Annotated in this window: 21 protein-coding genes; 11 read left to right on the forward strand and 10 right to left on the reverse strand. The window is 69.1% G+C overall.

From position 1 onward, the window contains the following. Window positions 1-278: 278 nt before the first annotated feature. Both ABD793_RS10245 and ABD793_RS10250 read right to left on the reverse strand, forming a co-directional pair. Window positions 279-935: a response regulator gene (locus ABD793_RS10245; protein ID WP_344857978.1), complete on the reverse strand. Its 657-nt coding sequence runs from the start codon at window positions 933-935 to the stop codon at window positions 279-281. A gap of 17 nt (window positions 936-952) precedes the next feature. Further along, window positions 953-2,533, reverse strand: a complete 1,581-nt coding sequence (locus ABD793_RS10250) for a sensor histidine kinase (protein ID WP_344858127.1) — start codon at window positions 2,531-2,533, stop codon at window positions 953-955. A gap of 190 nt (window positions 2,534-2,723) precedes the next feature. Between ABD793_RS10250 and ABD793_RS10255 the strand changes: the two genes are divergently transcribed. The 4 genes from ABD793_RS10255 to ABD793_RS10270 all read left to right on the forward strand — a co-directional run bounded on the left by ABD793_RS10255 (window position 2,724) and on the right by ABD793_RS10270 (window position 6,389). Continuing rightward, entirely contained in the window at window positions 2,724-3,530 is an 807-nt protein-coding gene (locus ABD793_RS10255; RefSeq protein WP_344857980.1) for an ABC transporter ATP-binding protein, read from the forward strand. Further along, window positions 3,520-4,407 carry an ABC transporter permease gene (locus tag ABD793_RS10260; protein WP_344857983.1) on the forward strand — a complete coding sequence of 296 codons (888 nt, stop codon included), beginning with the start codon at window positions 3,520-3,522 and terminating at the stop codon, window positions 4,405-4,407. Before ABD793_RS10255 ends, ABD793_RS10260 begins: the two co-directional genes overlap by 11 nt. Beyond that, window positions 4,407-5,462 carry an ABC transporter substrate-binding protein gene (locus tag ABD793_RS10265; RefSeq protein ID WP_344857985.1) on the forward strand — a complete coding sequence of 352 codons (1,056 nt, stop codon included), beginning with the start codon at window positions 4,407-4,409 and terminating at the stop codon, window positions 5,460-5,462. The genes ABD793_RS10260 and ABD793_RS10265 overlap by 1 nt, the downstream gene beginning before the upstream one ends. A gap of 201 nt (window positions 5,463-5,663) precedes the next feature. After that, window positions 5,664-6,389 (forward strand): G1 family glutamic endopeptidase, encoded by a 726-nt coding sequence (locus ABD793_RS10270; RefSeq protein ID WP_344857987.1) that lies wholly within the window; start codon window positions 5,664-5,666, stop codon window positions 6,387-6,389. A gap of 139 nt (window positions 6,390-6,528) precedes the next feature. On the opposite strand, the gene ABD793_RS10275 is transcribed toward ABD793_RS10270, so the two are convergent. The 4 genes from ABD793_RS10275 to ABD793_RS10290 all read right to left on the reverse strand — a co-directional run bounded on the left by ABD793_RS10275 (window position 6,529) and on the right by ABD793_RS10290 (window position 9,325). Then, on the reverse strand, window positions 6,529-7,203 hold the full coding sequence (locus ABD793_RS10275) for a hypothetical protein (RefSeq protein WP_344857989.1): 675 nt from the start codon (window positions 7,201-7,203) through the stop codon (window positions 6,529-6,531). A 170-nt stretch (window positions 7,204-7,373) separates the two neighbouring features. After that, window positions 7,374-8,057, reverse strand: a complete 684-nt coding sequence (locus ABD793_RS10280) for a DUF4232 domain-containing protein (RefSeq protein ID WP_344857991.1) — start codon at window positions 8,055-8,057, stop codon at window positions 7,374-7,376. A gap of 228 nt (window positions 8,058-8,285) precedes the next feature. Continuing rightward, a complete protein-coding gene (locus ABD793_RS10285; RefSeq protein ID WP_344857993.1) occupies window positions 8,286-8,690 on the reverse strand; it encodes an SsgA family sporulation/cell division regulator in 405 nt (134 codons plus the stop codon). Window positions 8,691-8,854: 164 nt separating this feature from the next. After that, window positions 8,855-9,325 (reverse strand): Lrp/AsnC family transcriptional regulator, encoded by a 471-nt coding sequence (locus tag ABD793_RS10290; RefSeq protein WP_344857995.1) that lies wholly within the window; start codon window positions 9,323-9,325, stop codon window positions 8,855-8,857. Between the two features lie 243 nt (window positions 9,326-9,568). Between ABD793_RS10290 and ABD793_RS10295 the strand changes: the two genes are divergently transcribed. Further along, entirely contained in the window at window positions 9,569-10,549 is a 981-nt protein-coding gene (locus tag ABD793_RS10295) for a beta-ketoacyl-ACP synthase III (RefSeq protein ID WP_344858130.1), read from the forward strand. Between the two features lie 11 nt (window positions 10,550-10,560). On the opposite strand, the gene ABD793_RS10300 is transcribed toward ABD793_RS10295, so the two are convergent. Continuing rightward, the gene (locus ABD793_RS10300; protein WP_344857997.1) at window positions 10,561-11,136 is read right to left on the reverse strand and encodes a TetR/AcrR family transcriptional regulator; all 576 of its coding nucleotides are present in this window, start codon (window positions 11,134-11,136) and stop codon (window positions 10,561-10,563) included. Window positions 11,137-11,206: 70 nt separating this feature from the next. Here ABD793_RS10300 and ABD793_RS10305 point away from each other — a divergent pair, with 70 nt between their 5' ends. Beyond that, window positions 11,207-12,256, forward strand: a complete 1,050-nt coding sequence (locus ABD793_RS10305; protein ID WP_344857999.1) for a zinc-binding dehydrogenase — start codon at window positions 11,207-11,209, stop codon at window positions 12,254-12,256. Here ABD793_RS10305 and ABD793_RS10310 read toward each other — a convergent pair. Beyond that, window positions 12,253-13,737, reverse strand: a complete 1,485-nt coding sequence (locus tag ABD793_RS10310; RefSeq protein WP_344858001.1) for an adenylate/guanylate cyclase domain-containing protein — start codon at window positions 13,735-13,737, stop codon at window positions 12,253-12,255. The genes ABD793_RS10305 and ABD793_RS10310 overlap by 4 nt on opposite strands. An 81-nt stretch (window positions 13,738-13,818) precedes the next feature. Here ABD793_RS10310 and ABD793_RS10315 point away from each other — a divergent pair, with 81 nt between their 5' ends. Further along, on the forward strand, window positions 13,819-14,307 hold the full coding sequence (locus ABD793_RS10315; RefSeq protein ID WP_344858003.1) for an FBP domain-containing protein: 489 nt from the start codon (window positions 13,819-13,821) through the stop codon (window positions 14,305-14,307). A 45-nt stretch (window positions 14,308-14,352) separates the two neighbouring features. Here the strand turns inward: ABD793_RS10315 and ABD793_RS10320 are convergent, their stop codons facing one another. Beyond that, on the reverse strand, window positions 14,353-15,165 hold the full coding sequence (locus ABD793_RS10320) for a class I SAM-dependent methyltransferase (RefSeq protein WP_344858005.1): 813 nt from the start codon (window positions 15,163-15,165) through the stop codon (window positions 14,353-14,355). A gap of 82 nt (window positions 15,166-15,247) precedes the next feature. Between ABD793_RS10320 and ABD793_RS10325 the strand changes: the two genes are divergently transcribed. Further along, window positions 15,248-15,673 (forward strand): VOC family protein, encoded by a 426-nt coding sequence (locus ABD793_RS10325; RefSeq protein WP_344858007.1) that lies wholly within the window; start codon window positions 15,248-15,250, stop codon window positions 15,671-15,673. A 99-nt stretch (window positions 15,674-15,772) separates the two neighbouring features. Further along, entirely contained in the window at window positions 15,773-16,534 is a 762-nt protein-coding gene (locus ABD793_RS10330) for a sulfite exporter TauE/SafE family protein (RefSeq protein WP_344858009.1), read from the forward strand. Here ABD793_RS10330 and hisC read toward each other — a convergent pair. After that, complete coding sequence (gene hisC / locus ABD793_RS10335) at window positions 16,527-17,585, reverse strand: histidinol-phosphate transaminase (RefSeq protein WP_344858012.1); 1,059 nt, start codon at window positions 17,583-17,585, stop codon at window positions 16,527-16,529. The genes ABD793_RS10330 and hisC overlap by 8 nt on opposite strands. A 104-nt stretch (window positions 17,586-17,689) precedes the next feature. Here hisC and ABD793_RS10340 point away from each other — a divergent pair, with 104 nt between their 5' ends. Together ABD793_RS10340 and ABD793_RS10345 are read left to right on the forward strand one after the other, a co-directional pair. Further along, window positions 17,690-18,322 carry a dienelactone hydrolase family protein gene (locus ABD793_RS10340; RefSeq protein ID WP_344858014.1) on the forward strand — a complete coding sequence of 211 codons (633 nt, stop codon included), beginning with the start codon at window positions 17,690-17,692 and terminating at the stop codon, window positions 18,320-18,322. 38 nt (window positions 18,323-18,360) lie between these two features. After that, entirely contained in the window at window positions 18,361-20,340 is a 1,980-nt protein-coding gene (locus ABD793_RS10345) for an acetoacetate--CoA ligase (protein WP_344858016.1), read from the forward strand. The last annotated feature ends 41 nt before the right edge of the window (window positions 20,341-20,381 follow it).

Consider the following 20,381-nt stretch of genomic DNA (forward strand, 5'->3'; position numbering starts at 1 on the left):
CACATACCAGACGGCGCGACCTCGGTGCGGCCATTCGAGCCGAGGTCGCCTCGGTGGGGTGATCTTGGTGGGGCCTGTTTCGGCGGGGCTGGCTCGGTGGGGTGATCTTGGTGGGGCCCGTTCCGGCCGGGCTGCCTTGGTGGGGTGATCCCGGCCGGGCCAGCCCAGCGAGCCATCCCAGCCGGGCCATCTCAGTCGAGTCGTCCCGGCCGAGGTCATACCAGCGGGGGCGTCTCAGCTGAGTCGCCCCTGCTGAGGCCACCCCATCCGGGAACGCCTCAGCCGAGCCACACGTACTCGTGTTCCGGGCGTCCCGTTGCGCCGTAGCGTAGTCGCATTTCCACCGCTCCCGATTCGGTCAGCGCGGTGAGGTAGCGCTGTGCGGTGGCTCGGGCCATGCCCAGTTCGCGGGCCACCTCGGCGGCCGAGAGCGGGGCAGGTGAGCCACGCAGCCGTTCGGAAACCAGCCTGGCGGTCGCGCTCGACTGGCCCTTCGGTGTTGCGGCGCGGTCCTGGTCGTGCAGTGCGCGGAAGGCACGGTCCACGTCGTCCTGGTTGAGCGGACGTTCGCTGGTCACGAGGCCGCGGTAGCGGGCGTAGGAGGTGAGCCGTTCGGACAGTTGCCGGGTCGTGAACGGCTTGATCAGGTAGTTCAGCGCGCCGGCGCGGATCGCTGCGGACACCGATGCGGTGTCCGTGGCAGCGGAGAGCACGATCGTGTCGGTCTGCAGCTCCGGCAGCACCGTCAGACCGGGTTCGTCGGGCAGGTACACGTCGAGCAGCACGAGGTCCGGCGCCAGTTCGCGCACGCGGGCGCGGGCTTCGGCCGCGGTGTGCGCGACCCCGGCAACGGTGAACCCCGGTACCTCCGAGACGAATCCGGCGTGCACCCCGGCCACGCGGAAGTCGTCGTCGACGATGAGAGTGCGGATCATCGGGTGACCTCCAGTGTTCACGGTTCCTGCCCGCTCAGCAGATCGGGGAGTCTGGCCACGAACAGCGCGCCGGACGTGCTGTCGCCGGGGTCGGCGAGCCACACGTCACCACCGCGGGCGCGGGCGGCGTGCCGGGCCAGTGCGAGACCGAGCCCGTGGCCCGGCGCGAGCTTGGTGGACACGCCTTCGTCGAACAGCTTGTCCCGCAACGGTTCCGGCACTCCCGACCCGCTGTCGGCAACGGACACGTGCAGGGTGGTCCCATCGGCGAGCAGCCCGACTTCGACCGACGCCGGACGGCGGGCACCCATCCGGGCGGCGTGTAGTGCGTTGTCCACCAGGTTGCCGATCACCGTGCCTGCCGCCACCGGATCGGTCACCGAAGTGGGCACCCAGGAATCGTCGGCCAGCCGTAGTTCCATGCCTTTTTCTTGCGCCTGCTCGGTTTTCGCCACGAGCAGCGCCTGCAGGTAGGGGTCGGACACCTGGTCGCCGAGCGGCTCCGCCGGTGAGCCGGTGGTCTCGGTGAGCGTCTGCAGGTACTCCTCGGCCTCGGTGCGGTGGCCGAGCTGCAGCAGTCCGGACAGTGTGTGCAGACGGTTCGCGAACTCGTGCCGTTGCGCCCGCAGCCCGTCGGACAGCGAGCGGATGCCGTCGAGTTCGCGAGTGAGCGTGTCGAGGTCGGTGCGATCACGGAAGGTCAGCACGGTGCCCAACGGCCGATCGTCGCGCCGTACCGCGCGAGAGTTGACCACGAGCACCCGGTTTCCGGCCACGGCAAGGAGATTGTCCACCGGCAGCCCTTCGGCCACCGCCTTGTGCACGCGCGGCGACAGGTCCAGTTCGGCCAGCGGCGCACCCACCGGAATGGACGTGCCGAGCAGCCGTTCCGCCTCGTCGTTGCGCACCGTCACCCGTTGCTGCCCGTCGACGGCGAGCACACCCTCGCCGATGCCGTGCAGCACTGCCTCGCGTTCGTAGAGCAGCTCGGTCAGCTCGTGCGGCTCGAGGCCGTGGGTCACCCGGCGCAGCCGCCGGTTGAGCAACGCGGACGCGCCGGCGCCGAGCAGCAACGCCCCACCGGCGAACACCGAGGTCAACGCGATGAGCCGGTTGACGTGCCCGGTCACATCGCTGACGTCGAAGCCGACGCTGACCTCGCCGACCACCCGATTGCCTTGTCTGATCGGGGTTTTGCTGCGGACGGAGAGGACCAGCGTGCCCTTCTGCACCGCGCTCACCACGTCGGCGCCCGCGAGCGCCTCCTCGGCGGACGTACTGACCTGCTTGCCGATCTCGCTCGGCGTCGGGTGCGCGAGCCGGATCTGCTTGTCGTCGGTGATCACCACGAACAACGCACCGGTTGCTTTGCCCACGGCCAGCGACCGGTCCTCAAGCGGACCGCCCTGCTGCCGTGCCACGGCCCCGGCGACCACCACCGGATCGGCGGCCACCGACTTCGCGATGGCCAGCGCCCGCTGACCGTACTGTTCGGTCAGCTCACTGCGCAGCAGGGAGCTGACCAGCGCGACGCCGAGGCCCACCACGAGCACCACCACGCCGATCTGCAACAGCAGGACCTGACGGGTGAACCGCATCCGCGGAAAGAGCGCCCACTTCGGCATGCCAGGCAACATACCCCCAGCTCAGCGCCGTGCGCTAAATGAGCAAAACGTGGAGAACGAGCAGTACGCACGCAGAACGTCGACAAGCTTCTCCGCCGCGAACCGCGCTCCTAACCTGCCTGACAACCACGCGCGTCCCCATCGTGACGAAGGAGTCACCTCGATGGCACCACCACTCATCGAACTCGTCGGAGCCACGAAAAGGTTCCCGAACGGCTCGGGTGCTGTGCACACCGCGGTCCGTGACCTGAGCATGTCCGTCGACCCGGGGCAGTTCGTCGCCGTGGTCGGCCCCACCGGATGCGGCAAGTCGACCACGTTGTCGCTGGTCTCCGGTCTGCAGCCGGCGTCTGCGGGGCGGGTGCTGGTGCACGGCACGGACGTGCAGTCCATTCCGGACGGCGTCGGCTACATGTTCCAGACCGACGCGGTGATGCCGTGGCGCTCGGTGCTGGAGAACGTGGCGTCCGGGCCGCGGTTCCGCGGGGCGGGCAAGGCGCAGGCGCGGGCGAAGGCCGCGGACTGGATCGAGCGGGTCGGCCTCGCCGGGTTCGAGAAGTACTACCCGCACCAGCTTTCCGGCGGGATGCGCAAGCGGGTCGCGCTGGCGCAGACGCTGGTCACCGATCCGAAGATCCTGCTGATGGACGAGCCGTTCTCCGCGCTCGACGTGCAGACCCGTGCGCTCATGCAGGACGAGCTGCTGCGCCTGTGGTCCGGTTCGGGTGCCGCGGTGATCTTCGTGACGCACGACCTCGACGAGGCGATCGCGCTCGCGGACAAGGTGGTCGTGCTGACCACGAGCCCGGCCACCGTGAAGGACGTTTTCGACATCCCGTTGCAACGCCCGCGGAAGGTCGAAGAGCTGCGGCTCACCGAGGAGTTCCGCGCGCTGTACTCGAACATCTGGGAATCGCTGCGCGGCGAGGTCGACAAGGCCCGCCAGAAGGGGGCGAGCAATGTCGCTTGAGACTCCGGCCGTGTCGTCGGCCTCGGTGCCGGTCCTCGAGACCGAACAGGACGTGCTTGCCAAGGCGAAGCGCAACGCCGGGCGGCACAAGCGGAACGTGTGGTTGCTGCGGCTGGCGATCGTGGTGGCGTGGCTGGGCAGCTGGGAGCTGGCCGGCCGGTACTGGATCGACCCGTTCTTCTACTCGATGCCGTCGAAGATCTGGCAGCGGCTCACCGAATGGTTCACCGGCGGAACCGATTTCGGGTCCATCTGGTACCAGATACTGGTGACCGTCGAGGAGGCGTTCATCGGGTTCGTGATCGGTGCCATCGCCGGCGTGATCTGCGGTGTGGTGCTCGGGCGCAGCAGTTACCTCTCCGAGGTACTGGCGCCGTTCATCAAGGCCGCCAACGCGATGCCGCGCATCGTGCTCGCCGCGCTGTTCGTGATCTGGTTCGGGCTCGGGCTTTCGTCGAAGATCGCGACGGTGTTCGTGCTGGTGTTCTTCGCGGTGTTCTTCAACGCCTTCACCGGTGCCCGCGAGGTGGACCGGAACCTGATCGACAACGCCCGCATCCTCGGTGCGACGAGGTGGCAGGTGCTGCGCTCGATCGTGCTGCCCAGCGCGACCTCGTGGATCCTCTCCTCGCTGCACGTCGCGTTCGGGTTCGCGCTGATCGGCGCCGTGGTCGGCGAGTACACCGGGGCCAAGGCGGGGATGGGCTTCCTCATCTCCAACGCACAGGGCACCTTCGACACCGCCGGGGTGTACGCGGGCATGTTGATCATCATGGTGGTCGCGCTGTTCGCCGAATGGCTCATCGGCGGTGCGGAACGCAGACTGCTGCGGTGGCGACCGCAGATGTCCGCCGACGACGGCCGCCGGGACATCTGATGCGTCTCAAAAGGACACTCGCGATCGCGGCCGCGGCGTTGGTCACGCTCGCCGGGGTCACCGCGTGCCGCGATTCCCGGTACATCGACCTCGGTTCCGGCGGCACCCCGCACGTCAAGATCATGGTGGGCGGACTGTCCAAAGTGATCTACCTGCCGGGGCAGCTCGCGGAACAGCTCGGCGAGTACCGGAAGCAGGGCCTCGACGTCGAGCTGTACGACCAGCCGTCCGGGGCGACCGCGGAAACGTCGTTGCTCGCCGGTGAGGTGCAGGGCGTGATCGGGTTCTACGACCACACCATCGACCTGCAGGCCAAGGACCAGTGCCTCACGAGCGTGGTGCAGTTCTCGAACGTGCCGGGCGAGGCGGAGATGATCGGCGCCGGCAAGGCCTCGGAAATCCGCTCCGGTGCGGACTTCCGCGGCAAGAACCTCGGGGTGACGTCGCTGGGCTCCTCGACCGACTTCCTCACCAAGGCGCTGGCCGCCCGCGGCGGTGTGGGCGGCAAGGACTACACGCCGGTGAAGGTCGGTGCCGGGCAGACGTTCATCTCGTCGCTGCAGCAGGGCCAGATCGACGGCGGGATGACCACCGATCCGACGATCGCGCAGCTCACCAACACCAAGCAGGCCAAGATCCTCTACGATCTGCGCACCGTCGAGGGCACCAGGGCCGCGCTCGGCGGCCTCTATCCGGCCAGCTCGTTGTACATGAGCTGCGAGATCGTGAAGCGCTATCCGGACGTGGTGCAGAAGCTGGCGAACGCCTACGTCGACTCGCTGAAGTGGCTTTCCTCGCACACCGCGGAGCAGGTTGCCGACTTGATGCCGCCGTCGTTCGCGGGCGGGGACAAGGCGCTGTACGTGAAATCGCTCAAGGACAGCCTGCCGATGTTCACCGAGGACGGGCGGATGGACGCGGCAGGCGCGCGGAACGTGCTGGACGTACTCGGTTCGTCGTCGAGCAACGTGAAGCCGAGGAAGGACGACATCGACCTTTCGCAGACTTACACCACCCGGTTCGTGGACGCTGCGCACTCGCGCTCAGCGCAGTAGTCCACTCGTGAGGTCCGTGCCGGGGCCGTCGCCTTCCCCGCGGCCCCGCACGGACTTCTTTGCACACAAGGGAAATTCAGGACATTTGGGGAAGAATCAGCAGGATATGAATACCCTTCGAAAGTAGCTACCTTCCGACCCCCGCGAATCCAACACTGGTACCGCCGGCACCTCGAGTCCCCGCGATCAGATTGGATTCGCATGCACGCACGTCTATCCGCCCGGACGGTCCGGCTACTCGCCGTCACCGCGGCCGCGGCGGCGAGCCTCGCGGCTGCCGCAGGCACTGCCGGTGCGGCCACCCCGGGATTCGGCTCGCATTTCCACGGGCAGAACTACTCCGGCGGAAACTGGGGCGGCTACGTCAGCTTCGGTGATTTCACCACCGCGACCGCGAGCTGGACCGAACCGTCGGTGACCTGCAACTCCAGCAACGACCTGTTCGCGCCGTGGGTGGGCATCGACGGTGACGGATCGTCCACAGTGGAGCAGACCGGGGTGGCGACGGACTGCTCCAGCGGCAGCCCGGTGTACCAGGCGTGGTACGAGATGTTCCCGGACGCGCCGGTGTACTACTCGACCTCGGAAGCCCCGGTCGCGGCAGGCGACCAGATCAGCGCGACCGTGACGCGTACCGGGGACAACACCTACAAGCTGGACATCAGTGACACCACGAAGGGCTGGTCGAAGACCATCACCAAGTCGCTGGACTCGAAGCACGCCTCGGCCGAGGCGATCATCGAATCCCCGAGCGACTCCTACCCCTCGATCGACGGCGGGGTCAAGTTCAGCGGCGTGAAGTTCGACGACAAGAACCTCGCCGACACCAGTCCCCAGGGCCTCGACGCGGACGACAACGGCAGCGCCACGTTCAGCCCTGGTGACATCGGCTCGGACGGCCAGAGCTTCACCATGACGCGACACTGACGCGACACTGACGCAGCACCGACGCCCGGAACGGACCGCACCGGAGGTTCGTTCCGGGCGTCCGGCATGCGTGCCGGGGAAGTGACGGCGGTGGGCGGGACCGTGGCGGCGTGCGGTTCGCCCGCCCAGCCGGTGCGGTTCAGCTCTGCAGGTCACCGACCGCCCAGGCGAACACCATCAACGCGAGCAGCAGGGAGATCCCGGCCTGGACCATCATCGTCATCTTCGCCCAGATCCGCAGCGGCATCACGTCGGTGGGGCTGAACGCGCTGGCGTTGGTGAACGACAGGTAGAGGTAGTCCAGGTACCGCGGCTCCCAGTCGGGTTTCGCGGTCGCCGGATTGTCCATCTGCGGGAACTGCAGGTCCGGGTAGCTGGCCCGGCCGGCCGCCCGGCGGGCCGGGCCGCCGCGGTCGAACTCCCAGTACCAGAGCGAAAAGACGACGATGTTCGTCCAGTACACGACGGCACCGCTGATCAGCACCTGCACGGCGCGGCCGTGGAACGAGCCCTCGGCGATGCCGAGCACCAGCTGTACCGCGGAAATCCCGTTGAGCACGCTCACCACGGCCAGCGCGACCAGCGAGAGCACCCGCTCGACGGTGTTGAACTCGCTGATCCGGCCAGGGTTGAGCAGGAGCAGCGTGACGATCAGCAACGCGGTCAGCGCGGGCAGCAGCCACCACGGCTGCAGCACCATCCGGTCCGGCAGCGCCAGCTGCAGCGCGAGCGTCGCCACCACCACGGCGGCCGCGCTCCAGCGGGTCTCGCCGTCGGTGACCCGGCGCCAGGCCGGCAGTCGGTTATCCACCACCCGCCCACGGTAGGGCGGGCGCGCAGGTTCGTCGGGTCGGCACGCTGGGCGGGTTTCGAGCTACGTCGCGTGGTGCGAGGCTGCCGTGCACGCCCATTCCGGTGCCTTCGCGGCCGGTCGTGAGTGCGTGCGCCGATTTCGATCGGCGCAGGCACCCACGAGCCTCCGGTTCACGCCGGGTCGGCGAGGATCCCGTTGATCCGGGTGCCCGGATGCGTGGCGCCGTCCTGGCGGACGATCGCGATGTCCGAGGGCCAGCTCGCGTGCAGTGCCTTGGTCTGGCCCGGCGGGATGGTCGTGACGCCGGTCGGGGTCCAGCCCGGCGAACCCGCGGAAGCCTTGAGCGTGGTGATGGTCGCGGTCGCGGTCCGACCCGGCTCGACGACGTTGTGGCGAACACCGTTGTCCTGGCGCGGCAGATGGTAGACGTTGCCGTAGGTCGGGTCGTCCGGGCCGTTGAGGTCGACCCCGGGAACACCGTAGAGAGCGCAGTTGTGCGAAGAGGTGTTCTTGAACGACAAGGGCAGGTCGATCTGGTCGACGCCGCCACCAGGACTCTGCTTCGGTTTGCCCAACGCTGCCGACAGATCGTCGGTGGTGCAGCGCGGGGTGGTGTCCTTGGCGGGCTTCGTCGCGGAAGGCGTGCTTCCGGAACCGGGGTCGGCGTCCGAGGCGTCCGTCGGATCGTCGGTGGGTGCATCGGTGGCGGGTGACGACACGGAGGACGAGGCAGTGGCCGCTTCGGAAGTGGACGGTGCGGCGGCTCCGGATGTCGAGCCGCAGGCCGCGAGGGTGAACGCGCCCGCGACGACTGCGGCGCCGAGCGACACTCGCTTGAGCTGGTTTGGGGACATCCGAAAGTTCTCCTCTTCCCGGTGATGGCGAGCACGTGGTTCGCGAACATTCCGAAGATGCCCAGGACGCCCCGAAGTATGCGCCGGAGTGAGGTTGTTCCCCCGAAAGCAACCCTATGCGGTGAGCGGCGTCCACCGTGGCAGCGGCGGAAACGGAAAAGAGCGGCTCCAGTGCCTCCAGCGCACTCGAACCGCTCTTTCCCTTGTGTGCCGCGGGATCGGCAGGTCTCACACGTTGCTGATCTCCTCGATCAGCCGGTCGACGTCGAAGTGCTCGCTCTCCGCGCCGAGCGGCACCAGGTCGTAGGAGGACTCCAGGAACGTGCGGATGTCCTCGCGCTCCAGTTCGAACGAGGCGTAGCCGTCCGGGGATTCGATTTCCAGCGTCAGCATTTCCTCGTCATCGGACAGGTCAGGACGGATGCGCACGTCGCCGATGCCGCACGGCTCGTCGAGTCCGGTCGCGAGCAGTTCCCGCGCGAAGGTCCACTCGATCCACCGCCCGCGCTCGGTCCGGAACGCCACGGTGGCCGCGAACGGCTCGGCGGCGTCGTAGGACAGCCGGGACAGCACCGGGGTGGTGCTCTCGTTCAGCAACACGAACTGCGTCTGGTGTACGGCTTCGGTGTCCACGGCTGCTCCTGGTTTCCTCCGGTCGTTCGCGCCTTGCGAACTGGTCGGCAAGGAGATGTCCGGACCACCGGGCCGTGACGGCATGGGGCCGACGTTCACGCGATCGGCTGCATCTGTCCTCTGTGGCGTAATGACGGACACATATCCCTTGCGCACGCGCGGGCTCACGCGAGCGGCAACGTGAGCCCGACCTTGACCCGGTCCATCGCGACGCTCGTGGTGAAGTGCCGGACGTCCGGGTTGTCGACGAACATCCGCCTGCTGAACGCCTCGAAGGCGGTCATGTCCCGGCAGGTGACCACGAGGGCGAAATCCGCCGTGCCGGTCACGTAGTAGCACTGCTGCACACAGGACTCCGCGAGCACCTGGCGGCGGAAGACGTCGAGCACCCCGAGGCTCTCCCGTTCCATCTCGACCATGACGACGAAAGTCATGTTCAGCCCGAGCGCGGCAGGGGAGAGCACCGCGATCTCCTTCTCGATCACGCCTGCCTCCCGCAGCCGCTTGATCCGGCGCTGCACGGCCGCCGCGGAGAGACCGACCTTCGCGCCGATCACCTCGGCGATGGTGCGGGCGTCGGCCTGCAGGCAGGCGAGGATGGCGAGGTCGAGCTGATCGAGGTCGGGAGTGCGCACGCCCCAGGCTAACCGGACCGGACGGCCGGACGCCTCGTCTTTCCGGCCGCCCGGCTGCGGAACCGGCCGGCTCGGCCGCAATACCTCCTATCGAGCGAATGTGGAAGAGGTCTCTCCGTGACGTGGAACACAACTGACCGGTCTACCCAGGGGTAGGCCATAAAAGAGAGGCAGCCGGGGAAACCGCCGCCCGCCGGCTGGGGAGGTTCCGCCGTGAGTGCCACAGGAGTGTCGCCGAGAGTGCTGCCTGGCCACGCCGCCGTGGTCGCCGGATGGGGTGGTGCGGTGCCGGAGCGGGTGGTGACCAACCACGAGATCGCCGCCCGGCTCGACACCACCGACGAGTGGATCCGCACCCGCACCGGCATCCGCGAGCGCCGTCAGGTCGCACCCGGGCAGTCCACAGTGGATCTCGCGGTCGAGGCGGGCAGAGCTGCGCTGCGCGGGGGTCATGCGGACGCGCTGGTGCTGGCCACCTCAACCCCGGACCAGGTCTGCCCGGCCAGTGCGCCGCAGGTGGCCGCGCGGCTCGGCCTCGGAACGGTGCCCGCGTTCGACGTGAACGCGGTGTGCAGTGGGTTCGTCTACGCGCTGGCCACCGCATGCGGGTTCCTCGCCGGTGGCATCGCACGCCGGGTGCTGGTGATCGGCGCGGACGTGTTCACCTCGCTCGTCGACCCGGGCGATCGCACCACGGTGCCGATCTTCGGCGACGGTGCGGGTGCGCTGCTGCTGCGTGCGGGCGAGCCGGGGGAGCCGGGCGCAGTGGGCCCGTTCGATCTGCACAGCGAGGGTGAGCTGGCGGAGCTGCTGTGGGTCGAGGCGGGCGGCTCCCGGCACCGCGTGCCGGACGACCCGCACGAGAAGTTCCTCGTCATGCAGGGCACCGCGGTGTTCCGGCAGGCCTGCGCGCGGATGGCCGAATCGTCGCGTGCGGTGCTGGACCAGGCGGGCTGGATGGTCGGCGATGTCGACCGGTTCGTCGGGCACCAGGCCAACATCCGGATCCTCCAGACGACCGCGAAGCACCTCGGACTGCCTTCGGACGCGGTGGTCGCCAACATCGACCGGGTCGGCAACACCAGTGCCGCGTCGATCCCGCTGGCACTGGCCGACGCGGATGCGGACGGCACCTTGGCGCCCGGCCATCGGGTGCTGCTCAGTGCCTTCGGGGCAGGCCTCACCTGGGGTTCGACCGTGCTGACCTGGCCGGAGCTTTCCTAGCGCGGTGCCGCTTACCGGCGGGGCAGCGTGCCTGCTCGTACCAGGGTTCGCGCCAGGTCGGTGCTTTCGGTGAGGGTGTCGAGCGAGAGCGGCTGCGTGGCGAGCGCACCCTCGTGCAGTACGAGGAGCCGGATGGCGAGGACGCCCGGGTCCGGGCAGCCCGCTGCGGTGGCGAGTTCCTCGAAGAGGTTCAGCAGCCAGCGTTTCTGGTCCGTGGCCACGCGGTAGGCGGGATGCGAGGGGTCCGGGAGTTCGGCCAGTGCGTTGACGAATGCGCATCCTCGGGTGTTGTGCTCGCTCCAGGTCCGCAGTGCGTCGAAGGGTGCCGTGACGGCCTCGGCGGAGTCGGCGCAGGCGGCAACCGCAGCGCGGACGGCTGACCGCCAGCGCCGGTCGCGCTCGGCGAGGTAGATCGCGACGAGCTGGTCTTTCGAGCCGAACTGGTTGTACAGCGTTCGCTTGGTCACGCCGGAGTGCTCAGCGATCAGATCCACGCCGACCGCGGTGATCCCACGGTGGTAGAACAGCTCCTCGGCCGCCGCCACGATGCGATGACCTGCCGGAGTTCTGGGCGGCACGTCGTCCACGACACCTCTTCACAGATCGGTGTACCTTGGGTGGAGTTTACAGATCAGTATACCTGTGAAGGAGGATGCGATGGGTGTGCCCGAGACCATGCGCGCGATGCGGATCGCAGTGCACGGCGGACCGGAGGTTCTCGAGCCGGCGGAGGTGCCGGTGCCCGCCCCGAAGTCAGGGGAGGTGCTGGTCAGGGTCAGCGCGACAGCACTCAACAACACCGATCTGTGGACCAGGGAGGGCGCTTACGGCCGTCCGGGCGAGCCGAAGGCGTTGTCCGGCTGGCGAGGTCCGATCGACTTCCCGCGTATCCAGGGTGCCGACGTCGCCGGCCGCGTCGTGGCAACCGGCGCCGACGTGGCCGAGAGCTTCCTCGATCGCCGGGTGGTCGTCGACCCGGCGATCTACGACTCCGCAGGGCCGGATGCGAACCCGGTCGGCCTGATGGGGAGCGAACGCGACGGCGGCTACGCCGAGTACGTGACCGCACCGGCGGAGCGGGTGCACGACGTGACGGAATCTCCGCTCACCGACGATCAGCTCGCGACGTTGCCGACTGCCTACGGCACGGCGTTGGGCATGATCGAGCGCGGACGGCTTCAGCCAGGCGAGACCGTGCTGGTCTCGGGAGCCTCGGGCGGGGTCGGTCTCGCGCTGGTGCAGCTCGCCCGTGCGCGCGGTGCGAGGGTGCTGGGGATCAGCAGCGGAGCCAAGATCGATTCGGTGCGCGAGGCGGGCGCACACGAAGTCGTCGACCGCGCACGAGATGTCGGCCGGCAGATCCGCGCTGCCGCTTCGGAGGGCATCGACGTCGCACTCGACGTCGTCGCCGGAGACCTGGTCACCGAGGGGCTGCCGCTGCTGCGCGAAGGCGGCCGATGGGTCATCGCCGGAGCACTCGGCGGGTACGACGTGAGCTTCGACGTACGCCGGCTCTACCTGCACAACGCACAGGTGATCGGCTCCGCGATGCACACCCCGACGCACTTCGCGCTCCTCATGGACCTGGCGCGCCGGTCCGAGATCCGGCCCGTGATCGCCGCGACGTTCCCCCTGGACCAAGCTGCGCGGGCGCAGGAGGAACTCGCCCGAAGGCAGCACGTGGGAAAGATCGTGCTGCACCCTTAGGTCTGGTTCGTCCAGGCGCGGGTGGACTGGTGGCGGCCGCGCAGCAGCAGTTCACCGTGTAGCCGCCAGTGTTCGCGTTCCCCGCCGAGTGCGGCTTTCACGGTCATCTCGGCGGCCAGGATGCGGGACGGCGCTGCCTTGGCGTGTTCGGTGAGCCGCGCGGCTTCGTTGACCGCGTCACCGATCACGGTGTACTCGAGACGGCTCGACGTGCCGAGCTGTCCGGCGAACACCGAACCCGTCGCGACACCGATTCCCAGGTCCAGTTCGCCGGCGGAGAGCACCGCGTCGCGGATCGCGCGGGCTGCCGCGAGTGCCATGGTGGGTCCGTCGGACAGCTTCGTCGGCGCGCCGAAGACGCAGAGCGCGGCGTCGCCCTGGAACTTGTTGACCAGTCCGCCCCGCGCGTCGACCGCGGAGACGACGCCGGCGAAGAACCGGTTCAGCTTGTCCACCAGTTCCTGCGGCGGGGTGCGTGCGGCCAGTGCGGTGGAATCGACGACGTCCACGAACAGTGCGGTGACCTCGCGGACGTCGCCGGAGAGGGAAGCGCCGTACTCGAGTGCGTGCCGGGCGACGTCCGCGCCGACGTGCCTGCCGAACAGGTCGCGCATGCGGTCCTGTTCGCGCAGTCCGGCGGCGAGATCGTTGACCGAGGTCTGCAGCATGCCGATCTCACTGGAATCGTCCACGTCCACGCGCACCTCGGTGCTGCCGCGGGCGATCCGGTCCAGCGCCACCCGCAGCCGGTGCAGGGGTGCGGCGACGGCGCGGGCGAGCAGTGCGGTGCCGATCGCCCCGGTCGCCAGTCCGGTCACGGACAGCACGACGAGGCTGGGGGTCGGGTCCGCCTTGCCGAGGTCCGGCGGGGTGGCCACCAGCAGCACACCGATCAGCGGCACCCCGCACGCCAGCGCCCACGTGACGATCAGCCGGGTCAGCACGGTGACCGGCAGCGAACCCCGCGGCGGGAGCACGTCGAGCGCCATCGTCATCACCGGCCGGGCCACCCACTCCGCGGCCAGGTAGGTCAGGCCGACCGTGGTGAGCCCGCCGAGCCCGATGGTGAGCGCCATACCTGCCGCGTCCTCGAGCGAGCCGAGTACGCCGGCGAGCGTGCCCAGCGCCAGCGCGCCGAGCAGCCACAACGTCCCGCTCACCACGGCCATGTCCACCGGCAGCCGCAACGCCCGGCGCGCTTCGTCCTCGGTCGGTGGCCTGCCGAGGGTGAACCACACCACGGTGCGCCGTTGCAGGTAGGCCGTCCACAACGTGCCGACGACCAGGCTCACGGCGACGACTCCGGCCGCGGTGACCCCGAGCACCCAGCCGCGGTCGCCGACGTCGCCGGGCAGCCCCTGCAGGAGCAGCAGCAGCGCGACGACCCCGGCACCGGCGACACTCGAGCCGACGCCGAGTCCGGCGAAGCCCAGGCTGGTGCGTAGAACCAGCCGGAACCGCCCCGCCGTTTTCCCGCGCACGCCGCCGATCGTATGGGTTCGTGCCTCCCGGAGCGAGAAAAGCTTTGGTCCGCGCGCCGCACCGGTGATTACGGTGTGGATATGCAGCCGCTCGACGTCGACGAGATCCGCGCTTCGTTCGTCAACTGTTCCCGTGGTGAGGCCAAGTCCCTCACCGTGCCCACCGATGTGCCGTGGGCCACGCGCGACTTCCTCGGCTGGCGCGACCCGAAGGCGCCGGGGCGGGCCTACCTCGTGGTGGCGCACCGCGACGAGCTGATCGGGCTGTCCCTGCGTGCCGCGCCGCCGGCGAAATCGCGGCTGCGCAGCAACATGTGCGGTTTCTGCGGGACCACCCACACGCTGGCGGACATCACGCTGTTCAGCGGCCGTCGCGCGGGGAAGGCGGGCAGGGAGGGGAACACGCTGGGCACGTACCTGTGCGCTGATCTGGCGTGCGACGCGTATGTACGTGGCGAACGGCGTCCGGCCGTGCCGCAGCCACACGAATCGCTCACCGTGGAGCAGCGGCTCGAGCGGATGCGCGGCAAGGTTGGCCTGTTCGTGGAGCGGGTGCTGGAAACCCGGTAGCCGCAACAAGGGGATGCCGTCTTCCGGCGGGTCCGAAGTGGAGGGTCAGAACCGCCACTCGCCGATCCGGCCCATCCGCCGCAGCGCCGGAATGAGCGCACTCGCGCGCAGTGCCAGCCTTGACGCCACCGGCAGCCGGGCGACCACGTCACCGGCGGCCCAGTCCGTGGCGTCCAAACAGGACACCAAGTGCAGGCCGTATCGCTCGAGTTCGTGCGGATCGTCGATGCCCCAGTGGAGTTTCGCGTTCGCCCTGCGGACAACCGGATTGAGCAGCTGGGCCCTGATCCCGAGCGTGCTGAAGAAATCGCAGACCAGCAGGCCGGACGGGAACCGGCCGACGAGCCGGCGCATCAGTTCCGCACCGTCGGCCGGGGTGAGGTACATGGTCAGGCCTTCGGCGACGATCAACGCCGGGTGCTCCGCCGGAATCCTTTCCAGCCATGTGAAATCGGTGACCGACGAACCGATCGTCGAGTATCCGGGGCGCTGCGGGTAGAGCCGCTCGCGCAGGGCGATCACGTCCGGGTAGTCCACATCGAACCAGTGGACGGTCGGCGGCGGATCGAGGCGGAACACCCGGGTGTCCATCCCGCAGCCGAGGTGCAGCACCACCGCGTCCGGGTGCTCCGCCAGCCATGCGCAGGCGAGTTCGTCCATCGCACGCGCCCGGCTCACCACCGACATCGCGGTGTCCTGGTTCACGCCGAGCCGGGCGAAGTCGTAGTCGATCCGCCGTACCGCCTCGTCCGCCGCGGTGTCGCCCAGGACCGGATCCGATCGCCGGGCGTCGAGGGCACGTCCGTAGAGCGTGCCGAGCATCGTCTCCCGTTCCTCGGTGAACTGCACCTTCTCCATCCGCCGGCCCCCCTGGGTACAAAGTTTTCACAAATTTGTGAACAGAGTAGCGCAGGTTGCCGGGGGTGGCATCATTTCCGGTATGGCGAGGCAGCTGCAGATTGCGATCGACTGCGCGGAGCCGGACCGCCTTGCCGGTTTCTGGGCGGCGGCACTCGGCTACGTGCCCGAACCTCCCCCGGCGGGCCATGCGTCGTGGGCCGAGTTCTCCCGAGCGGTCGGCGACCGCAGCGAGGCCTGGTCGGCGCTGGTGGACCCGGACGGCTTCGGCCCGCGGCTGCTCTTCCACCGCGTGCCCGAGCCGAAGGTCGCGAAGAACCGCATGCACCTGGACGTACTGACCGGCGGGCCGCGGGGCACTCCGAAGGAGCACCGTCGAGCACTGGTGGCCGCGGAAGTCGCCCGGCTGACCGAGCGCGGTGCCCGGCACCTGCAGACCGTGGACGACGAGGCCGACCACTTCGCCGTGCTGCAGGATCCGGAGGGGAACGAGTTCTGCGTCTGCTGAGCGGGCGGCCGAACCGGCCGGGGCCGGGACGAGCCCGTCCGAGTGTCGGTCCGGCCACATCGCGTCGCCGTCATCGGGCCGGATGCCTAGGGTCCCCCTATGACCTGGTGGCACGCCGTGATCATCTTCGTCGCCGGGGTATGGGCAGGCGGCATCAATGCGGTGGTCGGATCCGGCACGCTGGTGACCTTTCCGGTGCTGGTGGCGCTCGGGTACCCGCCGGTCACCGCGACCACGTCGAACGCGGTCGGGCTTGCACCGGGCACGATCAGCGGGGCCTACGGGTACCGGGCCGAGCTCGCCGGATACTGGCCGCAGGTGGTGCGGTTCGCGGTCGCTTCGTTCTTCGGGGCCATCGGCGGCACGGTTCTGCTGCTGACGTTGCCGCGGGACGCCTTCGAGACCATCGTGCCGGTGCTCGTCGGACTTGCCGTGGTGCTCGTGATCGTGCAGCCGAAGGTCTCGAAGTGGGTGCAGAAACGCCGCGAAGTCAACGGTGGCGAGCACAAGCCCGGCCCGCTGCTGTTCGGACTGCTGTTCGTGATCGGCATCTACGGCGGCTACTTCACCGCGGCGCAGGGCGTGATGATGATGGCCGTGATGGGCATGCTGCTGTCGGAGTCCATGCAGCGGCTCAACGGCGTGAAGAACGCGCTTTCCGCGGTCGTCAACGTGGTCGCCGGCGTGATCTACGCGTGCACCGCACCGGTCAACTGGGCGGTGATCGGGCTGCTTGCACTCGGCTCCACGCTCGGTGGGCAACTCGGCGCGAAGATCGGCCGCAAGCTGTCGCCCACCGTACTGCGCGGCGTGATCGTGGTGATCGGCCTCGCCGCCGTGGTGCAGCTGCTGCTCAAATAGCGGCGAACTCCCGTGCCGCGGCCAGGAACTGGTCGTTCTCCTCCGCCGTCCCGATGGTCACCCGTGCGCCCTCGCCCGCGAACGGCCGCACGACCAGCTTCCGGTCCAGCATGTGCTCGGCGAAGGCGACGGTGCGCTCCCCGAGCGGGAACCACACGAAGTTGGCCTGCGTCGGCGGAATCTCGTATCCCATGTCCAGCAACGCGTTCCGCACCCGTTCGCGTTCGGCGACGATGTCCCGGCAGCGCGCCAACAACTCCTCGGCGGCGTCGAGCGAGGCGATCGCGGCGGTCTGTGCCAGCGAGTTCACCGAGAAGGCCACGTACACCTGCTGCACGGCCTGCGCGATCGCCGCGGGGGCAACGGCATAGCCGACTCGCAGTCCGGCCAGCCCGTATGCCTTGGAGAACGTGCGCAGCACCGCCACGTTGTCGCGCGTGCGGGTGAACTCCACGCCGTCCGGGACCTCCGGGTCGGTCACGAACTCCTTGTACGCCTCGTCGAGCACCACCAGCACGTGCGGTGGCACGGCGTCGAGGAAGCGCTCGATCTCGTCCCGGTGCAGCGCGGTGCCGCTGGGGTTGTTCGGGTTGCAGACGAAGACCAGCTTGGTCCGCTCGGTGACGGCCGCCAGCATCGCGTCGAGATCGAGACCGTGCTCGGGGGTGAGCGGGACCTGCACGCTCGTCGCATGCGCCACCTGGGCCACGATCGGGTAGGCCTCGAACGAGCGCCACGGGAACAGCGCCTCGTCGCCGGGCCCGCACACCGCCTGGATCAGCTGCTGGCACAACGACACCGAGCCGCAGCCGACGGCGAGCTGCTCCTGCGGCACGTCCAGCTCCTGCGAGAGCCGCTCCCGCAACGCCTGCGCGCCGTTGTCCGGATAGCGGTTCACGGTGGTCAGCGCCTCGGTGATCGCCTCCCGCACGCTCGGCAGCGGGCCGCCCGGTACCTCGTTGCTGGCAAGCTTGATCGCGCCTTGGATTGTCCGGCCGGGGACGTACTTCGGCAACGATTCGAGGTCGGATCGCGGGGTGAGAGACGGCATCGTCGGTCTCCTGGAGTCTCGCTGGGACAGCGCGGTCACCGTATCTCGCCCGGACGGATCCGCAAAGGTTCCCAACCTTCACCTGGAGGTGATTGCATGAGGCGATGACGTCGACGACCACCGTGGATTACCAGCGTACCGACGGCGCCACCCTGCGCCTGACCTTCGCGGAGCCCGAGCGAGCCCTACGTGGTGGCCTGATCGTCCTGCACGAGGGCCACGGCGTCACCGATGGCGTGCTGCTGCTGGTCACCAGCCTCGCCGGAGAGGGCTGGCTCACCGTCACACCGCACCTCGAGCCGGATGCGGAGCTGACCCAGCAGGACCTGCTCGATGCGACGGACATCACGCTCGAATGGCTCGTCGACCGCGGTGTCGATGCGGATCTGCGTGGCGTCGTCGGCTTCGACCTCGGTGGCACGGCCGCATTGGTGGTCGCCTCGCACCGCAAGCTCGGCGCGGCGGTGAGCGTCGGCGGGCAGGCGGTCGCCGAACTGCCCCGGCTGCTGGAGATCGCGGGCCGGGTCACCAGCCCGTGGCTCGGGATGTACGGCGACGCCGGGGACGCGGCGGGGGAGGCGGAGGTGGAGCGGCTGCGCGACGCCGCCGCGGCCGCGAAGGTGGCCACCAACGTCGTCCGCTACCCGGGCGCGAACCACCGTTTCGACGCCGACCCCGGTGCCGCGCAGGAGGCATGGCAGCGCACGCTGGACTGGTTCGACGCGCACCTGCGGTGACCCTTGCCGGGGGTATCGGCCGCGGCTAGCTTCGGTGCGTGACGCTGAACGCCGATGTTCCCGAAGTGCTGTGGCGGCCGGAACCCGAGCAGGTCGCCGACACGAAGATCGAGGCCTTCCGTCGCTGGCTGCGCGCGCACCACGACGTGGACTTGGCCGATTACCAGGACCTGTGGCACTACTCGGTCGAGCACGTGCCGCAGTTCTGGGCGGCGGTCGCGGAATTCCTGGAGGTGCGCTGGCACGACCGCCCGCGTGCGGTGCTGTCCGGCGCGATGCCCTCGGCGAAGTGGTTCGAGGGCAGCACGCTCAACTACGCGGAGCACTCGCTCAGCCCCGGGGTCGCGGGAGCAGCGAAGGCCGACGACGAACTCGCCGTGCTCTTCCACCGTGAGGACGGGCTCACCGAGCAGCTGACGTTCGGCGAGCTCCGTGCCCAGGTAGCTGCCGCGCGGGCCGCGCTCGTGGCGCTCGGCGTCGGCAAGGGCGACCGGGTGGTGGCGCTCGCGCCGAACTGCCCGCAGACGCTGATCGCCTTCCTCGCCACGGCCGCGCTCGGCGCGATCTGGTCGTCGTGCTCGCCGGACTTCGGCATCCGCGCGACCTCCGACCGGTTCACCCAGATCGGGCCGAAGGTGCTCGTCGCGGTGAACGGATACGCCTACAACGGCCGTTCGTTCGACGTACGCGGCACGGTCCGGCAGCTGCAGGAACAGATCCCGTCGCTGGAAGCCACCGTGCTGGTGAACTACGTCGGCGAGGGGACCATCGAGGGCACGCTCGACTGGGCCGAGCTGCTCGCCGAACACCGCGGTGCCGAACTCGCTTACGAGCCGGTGGACTTCGCGCATCCGCTGTGGGTGCTGTACTCCTCGGGCACGACCGGTCTGCCGAAGGGGATCGTGCAGGGGCACGGCGGCATCGTCGTCGAACACCTCAAGGCGCTGAGCCTGCAGAGCGGGCTCGGGCCGGGCGACCGGTTCTTCTGGTTCACCACCACCGGCTGGATGATGTGGAACTTCCTCGTCTCCGGTCTCACCGTCGGTGCCACGATCGTGTTGTTCGACGGCAGCCCCGGCCATCCCGACCTGAATGTGTTGTGGCGCTTGGCCGAACAACACCGGATCAGTTACTTCGGCACCTCCGCGCCGTTCATCCAGAGCTGCCTCAAGGCGGGATTGAAACCCGCCGCCGGGCACGATCTGAGTGCCCTGCGTGCGCTCGGCTCGACCGGTGCACCGCTTTCGGTGGAGGGCTTCCGGTGGATCGCCGACGAGATCGGCCGGTCCGTGCAGATCTGCTCGGTCTCCGGGGGCACCGACCTGTGCGCGGCTTTCGTCGCCGCGGCGCCGGACGTGCCGGTGTGGCTCGGCGAGCTGTCCTGTCCGGCGCTGGGTGCCGCGCTGGCGGCGTTCGACGAGAAGGGCGAGCCGGTCATCGAGGAGGTCGGCGAACTGGTGATCACCGAGCCGATGCCGTCGATGCCGGTGTTCTTCTGGAACGACCCGGACGGCTCCCGGCTGCGCGAGGCGTACTTCGAGATGTACCCGGGGGTGTGGCGGCACGGGGACTGGATCAAGATCACCCGGCGTGGCTCCGCGGTGATCTACGGCCGCAGCGACTCCACGCTCAACCGCGGCGGTGTGCGGATGGGCACTGCCGAGTTCTACCGCGTCGTCGAGGGCTTCGACGAGGTCGCCGACTCGCTGGTGGTGGACACCTCGGCGGTGGGCAACGAGGACGGGCAGTTGCTCTGCTTCCTGGTCCTCGCCGACGGTGCTGCGCTCGCCGACATCGAGCCGGGCCTGCGGAAGGAACTCCGCGGAGCGCTGTCGCCTCGACACGTGCCGGACCGCTTCGTGGTGGTCGCCGAGATCCCCCGTACGTTGAACGGTAAGAAGTGTGAGGTACCAGTGAAGAAGATACTCTCCGGAGTCGCGCCGGAGAGGGCGGTGAGCAGGGACGCGCTGGCCAACCCGGCCGCGCTGACGCCATTCGTGGAGCTCGCCGTGGAGTGACGAAAACGGGGGAAGCATGGCTGGGCCGTACGTGTTGCACG

This window comes from Amycolatopsis ultiminotia, assembly GCF_039536925.1.
GTDB classification, from domain to species: Bacteria; Actinomycetota; Actinomycetes; order Mycobacteriales; family Pseudonocardiaceae; genus Amycolatopsis; species Amycolatopsis ultiminotia.